The sequence below is a fragment of the Clostridium malenominatum genome, assembly GCF_039521365.1.
Classification (GTDB): Bacteria; Bacillota; Clostridia; order Clostridiales; family Clostridiaceae; genus Clostridium_AW; species Clostridium_AW malenominatum.
The window spans coordinates 88,238-103,278 of the sequence record NZ_BAAACF010000006.1 but is presented as its reverse complement, the minus strand read 5'-3'; the positions used below and the strand labels follow the sequence as shown (position 1 = coordinate 103,278).

Here is a 15,041-nt window from a genome sequence, read left to right as displayed (position 1 = left end):
ACAGGGATTTTTAAATTTTAGGGTATTTATTTACGTTACGATATTTATTTGGTGACACTCCCATATAATTTTTAAAAGCTCTGCTAAAATAATGCTGGCTGCTATACCCTACCATGTTAGAAATATCGTTAATTGTATAATCCATATCTTTATCTGTTAGAAGTTTTATTGCCATATTGATTCTTAATTTATTTAGATAATCGGTAAAGCTGGTTCCAGTTTTTTGTTTAATAATCCTAGCAAGATAAGATTGACTAATATGAAATTGTTCGGCTATAAAATTAAGGGATAAATGATTGTAAGAAAAATTTTCTTTCATATATGTAAGTACAAGTTGACCTACATCTTTAGAATCATCTCTTTCATCATTGTCCTCTTTTAGTTTACGTATTTCCCACATTCTTTCATAATAAGCATCTATTGCTTTTGAAAGGACGTCTTTAAAATTGCGAAAGTTTATGGGTTTAAGTAAATAGCTGAATACACCTAGCTCTAATGCTTTTTGAGCGTACTCAAAGTGATTATAACCTGATATTATAATAATTTTAGAATTTTTATCTACTTCTCTAATTTTTTCAATGACTTTTAGCCCGTTCACAAAGGGCATATTTATATCCATTAAAATAATCTCAGGATGATATTTTTCAATTAATGCCATAGCTTCTTCACCGTCTTCAGCAGTGGCAATAACGGATAAATCAAGTTTATAGGACTCTATAAGAGTCTTTAAACCATTACGGATGGTCTCTTCGTCGTCAGCAATTATTACTCTAAGCATTTAAATCCCTCACTTATTATAGGTATCTTAATCAATATCTGGGTTTCTTTTTCAATTTCACTTTTTATTTCAATATTATATTTTTCTCCAAAAGCTAGCTTTAGTCGTTCATTGACATTATATAACCCATAGTGATCTGACTCAATGGATTCTGCAAGATTTTTACGAAGAGTTGAAAGCTGCTCATTATTCATACCTAAACCATTGTCTAACACTTTGATAATAAGGTAGTCTTCTTGCGCATATATGTCTATGCAAATAATGCCCTTTTGTTTTCTAAGTTTTAAGCCATGGTATATAGAATTTTCTACTAAAGGTTGTATAATTAGTTTAGGAACAAGACATTGTCCTAAGGATTCATCTATATTAATATAATAATTTACTTTATCTTTGTAACGTATTTGTTGAATTTCTAAGTAATTGCGTACATGCTCTACTTCATGGGCAATGGTAATTAACTCTTTTCCATCACTGAGAGAAATTCTAAAAAATACTGATAAGGAATTTATCATATCAGCAATGTCAAAGGCATTGTGTTCTAAAGCCTTCCACTGTATTGTATCTAAGGTATTATAGAGAAAATGTGGGTTAATTTGTGATTGAAGTGCCCTTAGCTCAGCAGTTCTTTTCTGTGATTGAACTTGACAAACTTCATGAAGCAATCTTTTAATATCATAAACCATTTGATTAAAAACTTTTCCTAATATAGAAATTTCATCATTGTGCTTTGTATCATAATAGGATTCAAGATTGCCCTTTGATACTTCTAGCATACTATACTTTAATCCTTGAATAGGTTTTACAATAGAACCTGAAATAGCAATAGCTAATAATATAGCACCTAAAAGTAGAATAATTCCTAAGATAATAATAAGGTTAATGATTTTATTAGTTTGGGCATGAATTTGACTGTTTTCAATCATAATGCACAAAAGCCAATCTTCTGTATAGGGGACAGAAGAAAAAAATACTGTAGTATCGTTGTTTGATAAATTTTTAATGCCCACAGTTCCAGAACCTTTCTCTACAGCTTGGTTAATAATAGTGTCTAATCCTTTTGAGGAAATATGTTTATTAAGGAGCTCCTCATTAGCAATAGAGTAGGTATCTTTGTTCTTGTTCATAATCCAAGCAAATCCATTGTAAATATCAATGTCATGAGCAATTTGTGAAATTTTATTTAAATTTATAGATCCATTAATAAATCCTACTTTTTCTTTATTATCATTGAGAATGGGATAGCAGATAACAAAGTTGGGCATGTTGTCATACTTTGAAACAATAGGGTTGCTAATAACATATTCCATATTTCCTAAAATTGCCTTTTTGAAATATTTACGATTAGATATATCAATAGTGATGTCATCACTTATCCAACCTTGTCCATCTAACTTTCCAATAGCAAAAGTTCCATAAGGATTACCATATTGATTTCCTAATACATGATTTAATTGGGTTAAGTAAAGCTTTAACTCGGAAAAATTTAGTTTCTTGCAGGCAGGGTGTTCATGTATAATTCTAATTTCGCTCACACGCTGATTTAGCCAAGAACCTATTTCATTAGCTTTGGAATCAATTAGTTGTAGGGTCTGATGTTCCATTTGCGACCTGTTAAAAGTTTTTACTTTAGTTTGTATAATATATAACATAGGAGAAATTGCTAACGTAATGCATAATATAAAAGATATGATAATTTTTAAGCGCAAGGACATTTACCCACCTCCTGTGTAGACAAAATACTTTCTGTTCATCATTCATTATATATAATTTGCACATATTTTTAAATACTGTAGCTTAAAATACAAAAAATGAACAAATAAATGTAAATACTTTGTGAACAAAAACTGTTAGACTAGTATCAAATAAGTTAATAATTTAACAAGCATGATGTAGGAGGGAATAATATTGAAAAAGTTTTTGGCAATTTTGCTAGCAATGACTATGTTGATAGGCCTTGTAGGTTGTAGCAATGCGAAGCAAACACAGGGTGATAAAGCAACTACAACGGCAATTAAAGATGGTAAATATAAGGGTGAAGGTAAGGGTAAAGGTGGAGCAATCTCCGTTGAAGTAACTATTGAAAATGATACTATTACTGACATTAAAGTTTTAAACCAAAAGGAAACTCCGGGTTATGAAACTGCGATGAACACATTGACAAAGAATATTATTTCAACAAATAGTGTTGATGTAGATATAGTTTCAGGTTGTACATTAACCTCTAAAGGATTTCTTGAGGCAGTCAATGCAGCTTTGACTGCAGCAGGAGCAAAAGCAGATATGCTGAAAAAACTTCAAGCGTCTGGCACAACGGGAACAAAAAAAGAAGTTAATGAAAATCATGATATAGTTATTATAGGTGCAGGTGGTGCAGGGCTTAGTGCTGCTATTGAAGCAAAAAAAGCAGGTGCAGATGTAATAGTTTTAGAAAAAATGCCTATGGCTGGTGGTAATACATTAATTTCTGGTGCTGAATATGCAGCTCCAAACAATTGGATACAGAAAAAAGAGGGAATTAAAGACAGTACTGACCAATTTATGAAGGATATATTAAAGGGTGGAGACAACAAAAACAATCCAGAACTTGTAAAGGTTGTTGCAGAAAATGCTCTTGCAGGAGCTGAATGGCTTAGAGATGAAGTTGGTGTTATATGGGAAGATCAAATGATGTTCTTTGGTGGACATTCTGTAAAGAGAAGTTTAATTCCACTTGGAGCAAACGGTAAAGAAATTATAAGAAAACAGGTAGCTAAAGCTGAAAGTCTAAACATCCCTATTTTGTACAACACTACTGCAAAGGCGTTATTTACAGATACAAAAGGTAAGGTTGTAGGTGTACAAGCAGAAGGTGAAGATAAAAACTATACTTTTAATACAAAGAAAGCGGTAATAATAGCATCAGGTGGTTTTGGATCAAACATTGAAATGAGAGTTAAATATGATCCTAAAATGGACAAAAATGTTCTTTCTACAAATACAGTAGGTAGCACAGGGGATGGGATAGTTATGGCTGAAAAAATTGGTGCAGCTCTAGAAGGAATGGAATACATTCAAACCTATCCAATTTGCGACCCATTAACAGGTACATTACTTTATTTTGGAGATGCTAGAATGTACGGACATACTATCATGGTAAATAAAGAAGGTAAGCGTTTCGTAGAAGAACTTGAAAGACGTGATGTAATATCTATGGCTATTAAGGAGCAAACAGGACATGTAGCTTATCAAATCCTAGATCAAAAGGGACTAGAAGAAAGCAATTTAGAAGAACACCATGGACCAGAAATTGATTATCTATATAAAAATAAATTACTAGTAAAAGCAGATACCCTAGAAGAAGCAGCAAAATTCTTTGATATTAATGCAAAAGAATTAAAGGGAAGTGTTGATAGATATAATGGATATGTAAAAGCTGGAAAGGATTTAGAGTTTAATAAACGTAGTATGCCATCTACTATAGAAAAAGGTCCTTTCTATATCTTAAAAGCAGCTCCTGCTGTTCATCACACAATGGGTGGAATTAAGATTAACACTAAGGCTCAGGCTATTAATAAAGATGGTAAAGTAATTGAAGGACTATATGCGGCAGGTGAAGTTACTGGAGGTATTCATGGAACAAATAGATTAGGTAGTAATGCTCTTGCTGATATTACAGTTTTCGGTAGAATTGCTGGCCAAAATGCAGCTAAATAAGTTATTCATATTTAAAATATAAATCCATTCCTAAAATGTTCTTTCAAAAAAATTTGAAAGAACATTTTTTATTATCACAAAAAATAAAATTTGTACATATATACCCATATAGGGTATATTGACAGAGGATATTATTTCTGTTATTATACCCATAGTGGGTATGAAGGAGGGGTAATTTATGAGTGAAAAAAGTAAATTTTTAAAAAAGAAAGCTTTTGTAGATAGAGATTATTGTGTGGCCTGTGGTGCTTGTACTAAGGTATGCCCTTTGGGAGCCATAGAAATACATTCAGGCATATTTGCTAAGGTGAATTTGGATAAGTGTGTAGGTTGTAGAAAATGCGAATTTGAATGCCCAGCTTCAATTATAGAAATGAAGGTTATGGAAGGAGAGAACGGTAAATATGACAAAAAAGAAGAAGTCTCTTAAAGAATATTTGTGGATTCTGTCTATAATATATCTAGTACTAGGATTGTTTAATATAGTTTTCGCGTGGCTTGGAATGATTTGTTTCTTAGTTCCTCTCATAATTTCTATTTCAGGGGGAGGCAAAGCCTATTGCAATAGCTATTGTGGTAGGGGACAGTTATTAGATATTTTAGGTAAAAAGCTAGGATTATCTAGAAATAAACCCATGCCTAAATTTTTAAAGACAAAATATTTTAGATATGGTTTTCTCCTTTTCTTTCTAACCATGTTTATGTTGATGACATTCAATACCTATTTAGTTTTTGCAGGAGGAAAGGGTTTAAATAAAGCTATAACATTACTTTGGGTTTGGAAACTACCATGGAATTGGGTAAATACAAGTTTTGTAACTCCCTGGGTAGCACAATTTGCCTTTGGATTTTATAGTGTAATGATTACATCTACAATACTAGGATTAATTACTATGATGCTTTACAAACCTCGTTCTTGGTGTGTATATTGCCCCATGGGAACTATGACTCAAGGAATTTGTACAATAAACAGAGTTCTTGAATCGGGTGGAGTTGCGACTCCATCTGATTCTTAGAAATCGTTATCCAGGGACGTAGCCGCTCTTATCTCACACTTTGAAGAGGAGGGGAGTATTAGAGCGGGTAGTCATCGGACAAAAGATAAACAAATAAAAAAAGACTAGTTCATGAAGCTACCTATATTTACGTAAATATAGGTAGCTTTTGTTATCTTATGGTAAAATGTATATAAGAAAGATTTTAAAAGGGCTAGGTGAGTAAATTTGAAGGATATTACAGTGAGAAAATTAAATAAAGATGAAAAGATACCTTATGATTTATTGCTTTTAGCTGATCCATCAATACATATAATTGAGGATTATTTAAAAAGGGGATGTTGTTATGTGGCATATATTGATGAAAACATAGCAGCGGCCTATGTTATTATAAAAACGAGACCATTAACTATGGAACTTGTAAATATTGCTGTGAATGAGAAATTTCAAGGTATGGGTATAGGTAAACAATTAATATTGCATGCTATTGAGGTTGCTAAAGAAGAAAAAGTAAAGGTTGTAGAAGTAGGTACAGGAAATTCAAGTATTTCACAATTAGCACTTTATCAAAAATGTGGATTTCGAATAGTTGGTATAGATAGAGATTTTTTTATAAAGCATTATAAAGAAAAAATTATTGAAAATGGAATTCAATGTGTAGATATGATTAGGTTAAGTATAGATCTATAAGATTAAATATTTATTGGGGGGATAGGCTATGGTTAGAGATTTTGAATCACTTCAAAAGGCGCAAATTTTTATATTAGGCACATATCGATTTGATCCGTCAGGAGATGATTTTATAAATTTCAGAGTATCTAATATTTTTTCTCATGAAAAACAAGAAGAAATAATTAGAGTAGTGGAAAAACTAAAGGAGATAAATCCTACGAAAATAGCTGTAGAAGAATCTTTTAAATGGGACAGAGTATTGAACAATTCTTATAGACAATATTGTAGTGATAACTATTCTTTACTTAGGCATGAAATGCAGCAATTAGGATTCCGTCTAGCTAAAATCATGAACCATGAAAAGATATATGCAATTAATGAAGAATTAGAACTCCCTTTCGAAGAAGCCATGGATTATGCTAAAGAATTAGAATCATATTTTTATGATAGTTTTATTAGAAAGACTAACGAAATGGATAAAACAGTTGATAATCTGCAAAAGACTTCCACTGTAAGTGATATACTAAAATATTTAAATGATTCTGAGTGGATAGAGAAAAATCATAGTCTATATGTAGATTTTGCGTCTATTGGAGCGGGGGATAATTATTGTGGAGCAAAAGTTCTTTCCACTTGGTATGAAAGAAATATACGTATATTTGGAAACTTAAAGAAAATTGCTAATTCGGGAGACCGCATATTAGTAATATATGGTGCAGGGCATACAGCAATTTTAAGTGAATTAGTTAGATCCAGCGGCAATATGGAGTTAGGGGATATTAGGGAATATATTTAATGTAGATAATATGCGAGGTAGTCTATATGTATATTGAAGAAAGTGGAAATCCTCAAGGGGATATAATTTTATTTATTCATGGTGGTGGAGTAGGGGGATGGATGTGGGATAACCAGGTTAAATACTTTAAAGATTACTATTGTTTAGTTCCAGACCTACCTTCTCACGGGAAGTCAAAATGTGAATTGAAATTTAACATAAGAGAATGTGCGGATGAATTAATTAGATTGATTGAAAAAAAGAAAGATGGAAGAAAAATCTTTTTAATAGGATTTTCCATAGGCGCGCAAATAGCTATAGATTTAATAAGTAAAAAACCAGATATTATAGATAGGGCAATTCTTATAAGCCCACTAGCTCGTCCTATGAAATATACTAAAAAGATTATTAGATCCACAATACCTTTGGTAATAGGATTAATAAAAAATAAATCATTCCAAAAGTTTCAATCAAAGTATCTATATATAAGTGATGATTATTTTGAAGAATATTTTTCGGGAGTGCATTCTATTACTTCAGAGGTATTAATAAAAATTTATGAAGAAAATATGTCCTTTAGTATTCCAGAAGCCTTTAGTAAGGCCACTACTAAAATGTTAGTATTGGTAGGAGAAAAGGAGCAGAGCGTAATGATTAAATCAGCTAAGGATTTAGAAACATGTAATAAGAATGTCGAGGTTATAAAAATACCTAAAGTAGGACACGGGTATTCCCTTTTAAGACCAGAGGAATTCAATAAGTTGAGTGATGAGTGGCTTAGTGACAAAAGGAGGAAATATGAGTAAATTTTATTTTATTTTAAGTATAATAATGAGTTGTGCTTTATTGTATAGTTTATATGAAAGAATTTATGCTGGGGAATTTATTATTGAAACAAAACATAAAGGAATTTCAAAATTTTATACTGGGTTATTGATATTTTGGATTTTCACCTTGGGTGGTTTTTCAATATTGGATTATAAAAGTGGAGAAAGCATGAATAGTAGCCAAATTTTACAGGGAGTTTTTTGGATTCAATTATGTCTCGAACATATTCTAAGCAAGAGATCTCTTGGAATAACGGAAGGAGGAGTATACTCAGGTGATTCTAACTATTCTCGGTTTACTAAATGGACTAGGATAAAAAGCTATACTTGGATATCAGAAAATAAAATTCAACTTAAAACCTGGGGCAGGATGGACAAGATTGCAATTAAGGAATTAGAAGTAGATGAAAAACAAAGAGAAGAAGTAGATAAATTATTGAATGAGTTTATGAATAAAAAAGATAGTGAGATTAATAAAAAAGGAGCCTTTAAGGCAATAGCATATATTATTTTGATTGGTGTTGTAATGTCTATAGGATATGTAAATCTGATTAAAATAGGTAAGCCATATATGGTAAAGGAAATAAAACTAAGTGAAGATGAAGCTGTAGCTATACTTAAAAAAACATGGAAGCCTTTAGAAGACTTTAATAAAGAAGATATAAAGTCTAGGGAAGATTTTAATAAGGTTTTTGAAGAAACTATGAGCAAATCAATGATAGATGATTTATATGAAATACTTGTTGATACGAAGGAATCTAAGGATGGAGATATTAAATTTAAAGAGAAGGTACGTATTCCTACCATTTATAATACAAAGATGTCCATAGAAAAGGCATACATTAAAGGTCCAAAATATAAAGAAGAAAATAAGAGAGTTAATATAGCTGAAGAACTTACAATTGAAGAATCAGGTAGTTCTGAGGAAGATAAATCACGAGGATATTTTATTAGGAGTTTTTTTATAAAGAATGACAATGGTGAATGGATATTAAACAATGCAACTGGGTTAGAAAATATTCAGTCACCATAAAATATGTAAATGTTCTTTTGGAAACACAGAAAGGCAAGGAGGTAATATGAAAAGAATAGATACTTACATTATTATAAATATAATAGCGAGCTGTTTTTTATTATATAGTTTATATGAAAGAATTTATGCTGGAAGATTTATTATTAAAACACAAAGGAAAAAAATTTCAGTGTTATATACTGCAGTGTTAGCATTGTATATTTATATAACAGGTGCTTCTTTATTGGATTATACAAGGGGTAATAGTGTTAATATTAATACAATTTTACAGGGGGTTACTTGGATTCAGATATGTGCTTCAAATATTTTAATCAGAGTAACATTAGGAATAACTAAAGGGGGTATATATTCAGGTGATTCTACATCTTCTCACTTCACTAAATGGGGCAGAATTAAAAGTTATGCATGGATATCGGACAATAAAATTCAATTTGAACTCTTAGGAAGAGAAAATAGAGTTGTTAATACAGAATTAGAAGTAAATGAAAAACCGAAAGAAGAAGTAGATAAATTACTGAATGAGTTTATAAATAAAAAAGATAAGGAAATTAATGAAAAGAGAAATTTCAAGTTGAAAGTGTCAATTGCGTTAATTGCAATTATAATGGCTATAGGATATGTGAATCTAATTAAAATAAGTAAGCCATATATGGTACAGGAAATAAAACTAAGTGAAGATGAAGCTGTAGCTATACTTAAAAAAACATGGAAGCCTTTAGAAGAGTTTAATAAAGAAGATATAAAGTCCAGGGAAGACTTTAATAAGGTTTTTGAAGAAACTATGAGCAAATCAATGATGGATGATTTATATGAAATACTTGTTGATACCAAGAAATCTAAGGATGGAGATATTAAATTCAAAGAAAAATTAATAGTTCCTACCATTTACAATACAAAGATGTCCATAGAAAAGGCATACATTAAAGCTCCAAAATATAAAGATGAGAATAAAGTAGTTAACATAGCAGAAGAACTTATAATTGAGGAATTAGGCAGGTCAGATGAAAATGAACCCTTATCTCATTCTAAGAAAAAAAGTTTTTATATAAAGAATCCTAAGGGTGAGTGGATACTAAACAGCATAACAGGATTACAAAGTATTCAGTCTCCATAAAATATGTAAATTTTCTCCTATAAACTATAAAGAATTGTTAATTACTTACGAAAAATTAACATGATATTTAAAAATTGTTTAAATGTTATTAAAATTTTACTTAAATTATAGGAGAAGAGGATGAAACTATGGAGACTTTAGTAATTTGTATTCTTATTTCTTTGTTCACTATAGTGTGCACAATTGCAAAGCCAAATTTCTTTTGGAATCACAGAAAGGCAAGAAGACTAAGAGGATTTATTGGAGATACTGGTACAAGTATTTTCTACTTTGTTCTCGCTATAGTGATATTTGTAATAGGAGTTATGCAATACTTAGAACCACCAAAGGAAGATAATTTTATGAAGGCATATAATCTTCATCAAGAAGGGAAATATGAAGAGGCACTAACTTATTATAAAAAGGTAGTAGAAGAAGATCCTAAAAATGATGCTGCCTATAATAATATAGCTTGGGTATTAAATGATTTAGACAAACATGAAGAGGCATTAGTTTATAGTGATAAATCTATAGAACTAGATTCTGACGATGCAGAACCATATGCAAATAAAGGAAATGCATTATTAGGATTAGGGAAATACGAAGAAGCAATGAAAAACTATGAGTTAGCTATAAAATATGATTCAAAATGCTCATATGCTTATTATGGAAAAGGTATTGTATATTACGAAAATGGAGAGTACGAAAAGTCTATAGAGGATTTTAATGAATATGTAAAATTAAAGCCAAAGGATGTAGACGGATATTATTATCTAGGGGAAGCTTATTATAACCTTAGCGAATTTGAAAAAGCAGTAACTAATTATGATAAAGTAATTGAGATTGATAAAAATGAAGAAGTTGCATATATGTATAAGGCGGATGCATTATATTATTTAGAAAAATATGATGAGGCATTAATAAACTATGATAAATCAATACAGTTAAATCCAAATTTTGCAGATGCATTCTATGGTAAGAGCAGGGTATTATCAGAATTAAATAAAGCTGAAGAATCTTTAGCAGTATTAACTAAGGCGATTGAATTAAATAAAGAGTATAAAGAATATGCAAAAACAGATGAAGCTTTCGAAAATTTAAAAGAAAATAGTAAGTTTATTGCATTAACAAAGTAATGATTAGCACTTCTTATTTATAAATAAGAGGTGCTAAATTTTTACATAATATTATGGTACAATATATATTAGTAATAAAAATTTAGGGGGAAGTTATGGCAAACTATATATTAGACCTTCGAAAGCTTGTAGGACAAAGACCACTTATTCAATGTGGTGCAGGTGTTATAATAAAAAATAATAATAGAATCTTATTGCAATTAAGAAAAGATAATAAAAAGTGGGGATTACCTGGGGGATCCGTTGAAATAGGAGAAAAGGTTGAGGAAGCTGCGGTTAGAGAAGTAATGGAGGAAAGTGGCCTACACATAGAAATTGATGATCTAAAGCTATTTGGAGTTTTCTCGGGTAAAAGACAGCATTATGTTTACCCTAATGGGGATGAAGTGCATAATGTGGTTACTATATTCATAGCAGATAAATATAGTGGAGAGTTAGACTTAGAAAATGATGAGAGTCTATCTTAAAAATTTTTTGAGATAAATGATATACCTTTAGAAATTAATTCTCCAGATGTTGAGATTTTAGAAAGATATATGAGGGAATTAGATTGAAAAAATATTTATGTTAAATAGTAAATATAATTGAAAGGGATGGGGTTCTATGGAAGCAATTTTATGGATTATATCTTTGTTTTTACTATATACAGTTATAAATGAGGCAATAAATCGATCAATGAGCACTGCTTTACTAAAGGAAAATTTAAGAGTTCTAATAGAAATAAGAGAATTGCTAAAAGATAGAAAGAAAGGGGAGTAACTTTTTATGTTTAGAAGGGGAAGAGTAAGACCTAGTAGAGGTCAAGCTTTAATAGGTATGCTTATGGGCACAATATTTGTTATTATAGGATTTACTATAGCTATACCTAATGCAGGTCTTTTCGGCGTATTTTGGACTTTAATGGCTATAATTATTACTGGTACTAATGTATATAATTTTTTTAGCAAAGAGGGAATTTCCTATTATGAGGTTGATTTGGAATCAACTGGAGAAGATTTTGATAGTAAGCTACGTAAAATTAAGAAACTAAAAGATGATGGCATAATAAGTGAAGAGGAATATAATCTTAAAAAAGACGAAATCATGAGAGAAAAGTGGTAAGGTTAATAACTAAACTTTATATTTTGAAGTAAAGAGGTGAAGACATACATGGACTTATTAGAGTTAGTAATATTTGATATGGATGGTCTTATGTTTGACACAGAAAAAATATTACTAGAAGCGTGGGTAAAGACAGGTGAAGATTCAGGGTATCCCATTACTAAAGAAATTATACTTGAAACCATAGGGCGTAATGTAGTGGATACAGAATTAATATATAAGAGGCATTTTGGAAACAATTTTCCTTACAAGGAGTTATATGAAAAGACACATATATGCGTAGATAATATCATAGAGAAAAAAGGTGTTCCTATAAAAGAGGGTCTTTTAGAACTTTTAAAACATTTAGATAAAAAAGGATTTAAAAAAGCTGTGGCTACCTCTAATTCAAGAGATAAAGTGAAAAAGTTACTGTCAAATACAAATATTATAGATAGATTTGATTACGTACTATGTGGAGATGAAATAAGTAGAGGGAAACCAGAGCCAGAAATTTTTTTGACAGTATGTGAGAAATTAGGAGTGCATCCGAATAATGCACTGGTAATTGAGGATTCTGAAATGGGATTATTAGCAGCATATAAGGCAGGAATTCAATGTATATTAGTACCAGATGTAAAACTGCCATCAAAGGAAAACGAATCTTTGGCATATGCAAAGTTAAAAAGTTTAATAGAGGTAATGGAAATCATATAAAAGATAAAAAGCAGAAATTAAGAATTCATAGAAACATATCATTAAGAACTATGAATAAATTTCTATGAATTCTTATATTGATATTTAAATAATAGTATCAATTGTATTATCTGTTAGCTTAATATTTAAATTCTTAGCATAGACTTTAATAGCCGTTTTCTTCATAGTAGTAGGGATGCTATCCCTATCTAATTTTAAAATAAATTGTTTAATTAGTGCTACTTTGTACTTAAATTCATAAATGCTCATGATTGTCCTCCAGTAAAATAAATTTTTCATTTGTTCCATTAAATAATACAGGGTGGATGATCATTTTGATGGGGTATAAAGACAGGGATATTGTGGTAATTTATTTATTAAGATTTAAATAAATCATAAGGATGTATTGAAATTTTTATAATCTACAGGTATTATAATTTCTAATAAGGCAAAGTAATTAAATTAAGAATCGGAGAATAACTAATGAAAAAATTTAAAAAATTTTATATTGAAATTACTAATGTGTGTAATCTAGCCTGTAGTTTTTGTCCTGAAACTAGACGAGCTTCTGAATTTATGAAAATAGAAACCTTTAATAATATATTAGAGGGGATAAAACCTCATACAGAATATATATATTTTCATATAAAAGGAGAACCCTTACTTCATCCTAATATTGATAAATTCTTAGAGCTTAGTTATGAAAAAGGATTTAAAGTAAATATAACTACAAATGGTACATTAATAAATAAAGTTAAAGATAAATTATTAAAGGCTTCTGCATTAAGACAGATTAATTTTTCATTACATAGCTTCGATGGTAATGACATGAATATTAATAAGGAAGATTATATTAAAAATATTATAGAATTTACAAAAGAAGCTTTAGAAAGTACTAATATGTTAATATCTTTTAGATTATGGAATTTAGATGAAGATAATGTGACTAATCTTCAAAGAGAAATAAACAGAAATATCCTTGATGTTATTGAAAATGATTTTAACCTACCTTATAAAATTGAAGAGAAGGTTGTACCAGGTAGAGGAATTAAAATTAAAGATAGACTTTATTTAAATCAAGACCATCAATTTCAATGGCCAGACTTAAAAAATGAAAATGAAGATAGAGAAGGCTTTTGTTATGGACTTAGAAATCAAGTAGGCATATTGGTGGATGGCACTGTAGTTCCTTGTTGTCTTGATGGAGAGGGAATAGTTAATTTAGGGAATATACATAAAAACTCTTTTACTCAAATCATTGAGGGGGAGAGGGCTAATAGATTAGTAAATGGTTTTTCTAAAAGAGAATTAGTAGAAGAACTTTGCAGAAAATGTGGATATAGGCAGAGATTTAATGTTTAGGGGGAAGGAAATGAAAAAAAGTATAAAAAGGGAATTAATAGAATGGGTATTTACGTTTATTATTTGCATAATTGCTACTCTCATAATTAAAAGTAATGTTTTTGCAATGCCTATGGTCATAGAAAGTTCTATGGAAAACACTTTTGTTGAAGGTGAGAGAGTATTTGAAAATAAGCTAAGTTATGTTTTCAATGAACCAAAAAGAGAAGATATAGTTATAATTGATAAATATGAAGGTAGCAAAGGTATACTGCACAATACATACACAGATGCTAGAGCAACTCTAAATTCAATTTTAGGGACATGTGAAAAAAGATATATAATAAAACGTGTTGTAGGTATACCAGGGGATACGATTGATATTAAGGAAGGGTATGTTTATTTAAACGGAGAAAAGCTAGATGAATCCTATATTAAAGCTGAAGGAGAAACCTATGCAGGTAATGTAACATTGCCTTTAAAGGTGCCAGAAAACAAAGTATTTGTGTTAGGAGATAATAGAAATGTTAGCATTGATAGTAGAGATTTAGGGCTAATTGACTACACTCAAGTTAAAAGTAAAGTGTTATATAGAATTTGGCCATTAGATAAAATGGGGGATGTATATAAAAAATAAACAACTAGAGAAATTGGCTTTCAATTTCTCTAGTTGTTTATTGCATAAATTAAATACTTGTTCTTACTATCGTTAAATACATTAAACCATATTTCACCGTCACCTACCATAACTCCTTGATAGTTAACAAAGGTTTCTTCTGCTTTCTAATTAGCTAGAGCTTTTTTCACTTTTTCCGTAAAGATTTTGTCATAGTTTTTAATGAATTGTTCCTTAGTTTCTATAGTGGACTTTTTTTCGTCTGTAAATACATTTTCAAATTCTTTTGCATTTTCTATTTCATCT

Annotated in this window: 18 protein-coding genes; 15 read left to right on the top strand and 3 right to left on the bottom strand. The window is 30.2% G+C overall.

Annotated features, from left to right (window positions below; genetic code table 11):
* Window positions 1–10: 10 nt before the first annotated feature.
* Together ABDZ69_RS14850 and ABDZ69_RS14845 are read right to left on the bottom strand one after the other, a co-directional pair.
* On the bottom strand, window positions 11–778 hold the full coding sequence (locus ABDZ69_RS14850; protein WP_343770861.1) for a response regulator transcription factor: 768 nt from the start codon (window positions 776–778) through the stop codon (window positions 11–13).
* Window positions 766–2,490: a sensor histidine kinase gene (locus tag ABDZ69_RS14845; RefSeq protein ID WP_343770860.1), complete on the bottom strand. Its 1,725-nt coding sequence runs from the start codon at window positions 2,488–2,490 to the stop codon at window positions 766–768. Before ABDZ69_RS14845 ends, ABDZ69_RS14850 begins: the two co-directional genes overlap by 13 nt.
* A 193-nt stretch (window positions 2,491–2,683) precedes the next feature.
* Between ABDZ69_RS14845 and ABDZ69_RS14840 the strand changes: the two genes are divergently transcribed.
* The 13 genes from ABDZ69_RS14840 (at window position 2,684) to ABDZ69_RS14780 (ending at window position 12,799) form a co-directional block, all read left to right on the top strand.
* A complete protein-coding gene (locus ABDZ69_RS14840) occupies window positions 2,684–4,471 on the top strand; it encodes a flavocytochrome c (protein ID WP_343770859.1) in 1,788 nt (595 codons plus the stop codon).
* Between the two features lie 178 nt (window positions 4,472–4,649).
* Window positions 4,650–4,901 carry a 4Fe-4S binding protein gene (locus ABDZ69_RS14835; RefSeq protein WP_343770858.1) on the top strand — a complete coding sequence of 84 codons (252 nt, stop codon included), beginning with the start codon at window positions 4,650–4,652 and terminating at the stop codon, window positions 4,899–4,901.
* Window positions 4,876–5,487: a 4Fe-4S binding protein gene (locus ABDZ69_RS14830; protein ID WP_343770857.1), complete on the top strand. Its 612-nt coding sequence runs from the start codon at window positions 4,876–4,878 to the stop codon at window positions 5,485–5,487. Before ABDZ69_RS14835 ends, ABDZ69_RS14830 begins: the two co-directional genes overlap by 26 nt.
* Before the next feature lie 222 nt (window positions 5,488–5,709).
* Window positions 5,710–6,156, top strand: coding sequence for a GNAT family N-acetyltransferase (locus ABDZ69_RS14825; protein WP_343770855.1), 447 nt, complete (start codon window positions 5,710–5,712; stop codon window positions 6,154–6,156).
* 28 nt (window positions 6,157–6,184) lie between these two features.
* Window positions 6,185–6,934 carry a DUF5694 domain-containing protein gene (locus tag ABDZ69_RS14820; RefSeq protein WP_343770853.1) on the top strand — a complete coding sequence of 250 codons (750 nt, stop codon included), beginning with the start codon at window positions 6,185–6,187 and terminating at the stop codon, window positions 6,932–6,934.
* Window positions 6,935–6,960: 26 nt separating this feature from the next.
* Window positions 6,961–7,719: an alpha/beta fold hydrolase gene (locus ABDZ69_RS14815; RefSeq protein WP_343770851.1), complete on the top strand. Its 759-nt coding sequence runs from the start codon at window positions 6,961–6,963 to the stop codon at window positions 7,717–7,719.
* Window positions 7,712–8,773 (top strand): DUF5673 domain-containing protein, encoded by a 1,062-nt coding sequence (locus ABDZ69_RS14810; protein WP_343770849.1) that lies wholly within the window; start codon window positions 7,712–7,714, stop codon window positions 8,771–8,773. The genes ABDZ69_RS14815 and ABDZ69_RS14810 overlap by 8 nt, the downstream gene beginning before the upstream one ends.
* 46 nt (window positions 8,774–8,819) lie before the next feature.
* On the top strand, window positions 8,820–9,887 hold the full coding sequence (locus ABDZ69_RS14805) for a hypothetical protein (RefSeq protein ID WP_343770848.1): 1,068 nt from the start codon (window positions 8,820–8,822) through the stop codon (window positions 9,885–9,887).
* Window positions 9,888–10,015: 128 nt separating this feature from the next.
* Window positions 10,016–11,002 carry a tetratricopeptide repeat protein gene (locus ABDZ69_RS14800; protein ID WP_343770847.1) on the top strand — a complete coding sequence of 329 codons (987 nt, stop codon included), beginning with the start codon at window positions 10,016–10,018 and terminating at the stop codon, window positions 11,000–11,002.
* Between the two features lie 95 nt (window positions 11,003–11,097).
* The gene (locus ABDZ69_RS14795) at window positions 11,098–11,469 is read left to right on the top strand and encodes an NUDIX hydrolase (RefSeq protein WP_343770845.1); all 372 of its coding nucleotides are present in this window, start codon (window positions 11,098–11,100) and stop codon (window positions 11,467–11,469) included.
* Between the two features lie 136 nt (window positions 11,470–11,605).
* On the top strand, window positions 11,606–11,761 hold the full coding sequence (locus tag ABDZ69_RS14790; protein ID WP_343770843.1) for a hypothetical protein: 156 nt from the start codon (window positions 11,606–11,608) through the stop codon (window positions 11,759–11,761).
* Between the two features lie 6 nt (window positions 11,762–11,767).
* On the top strand, window positions 11,768–12,103 hold the full coding sequence (locus tag ABDZ69_RS14785; RefSeq protein WP_343770841.1) for an SHOCT domain-containing protein: 336 nt from the start codon (window positions 11,768–11,770) through the stop codon (window positions 12,101–12,103).
* A gap of 48 nt (window positions 12,104–12,151) precedes the next feature.
* Window positions 12,152–12,799 carry an HAD family hydrolase gene (locus tag ABDZ69_RS14780; protein ID WP_343770839.1) on the top strand — a complete coding sequence of 216 codons (648 nt, stop codon included), beginning with the start codon at window positions 12,152–12,154 and terminating at the stop codon, window positions 12,797–12,799.
* An 84-nt stretch (window positions 12,800–12,883) separates the two neighbouring features.
* On the opposite strand, the gene ABDZ69_RS14775 is transcribed toward ABDZ69_RS14780, so the two are convergent.
* The gene (locus ABDZ69_RS14775) at window positions 12,884–13,048 is read right to left on the bottom strand and encodes a hypothetical protein (protein ID WP_343770838.1); all 165 of its coding nucleotides are present in this window, start codon (window positions 13,046–13,048) and stop codon (window positions 12,884–12,886) included.
* Window positions 13,049–13,261: 213 nt separating this feature from the next.
* On the opposite strand from ABDZ69_RS14775, the gene ABDZ69_RS14770 reads away from it, so the two are divergent.
* Together ABDZ69_RS14770 and lepB are read left to right on the top strand one after the other, a co-directional pair.
* Window positions 13,262–14,140, top strand: a complete 879-nt coding sequence (locus ABDZ69_RS14770) for a radical SAM/SPASM domain-containing protein (RefSeq protein ID WP_343770837.1) — start codon at window positions 13,262–13,264, stop codon at window positions 14,138–14,140.
* Window positions 14,141–14,150: 10 nt separating this feature from the next.
* Window positions 14,151–14,756 (top strand): signal peptidase I, encoded by a 606-nt coding sequence (gene lepB / locus ABDZ69_RS14765; RefSeq protein WP_343770836.1) that lies wholly within the window; start codon window positions 14,151–14,153, stop codon window positions 14,754–14,756.
* Window positions 14,757–15,041 lie beyond the last annotated feature (285 nt).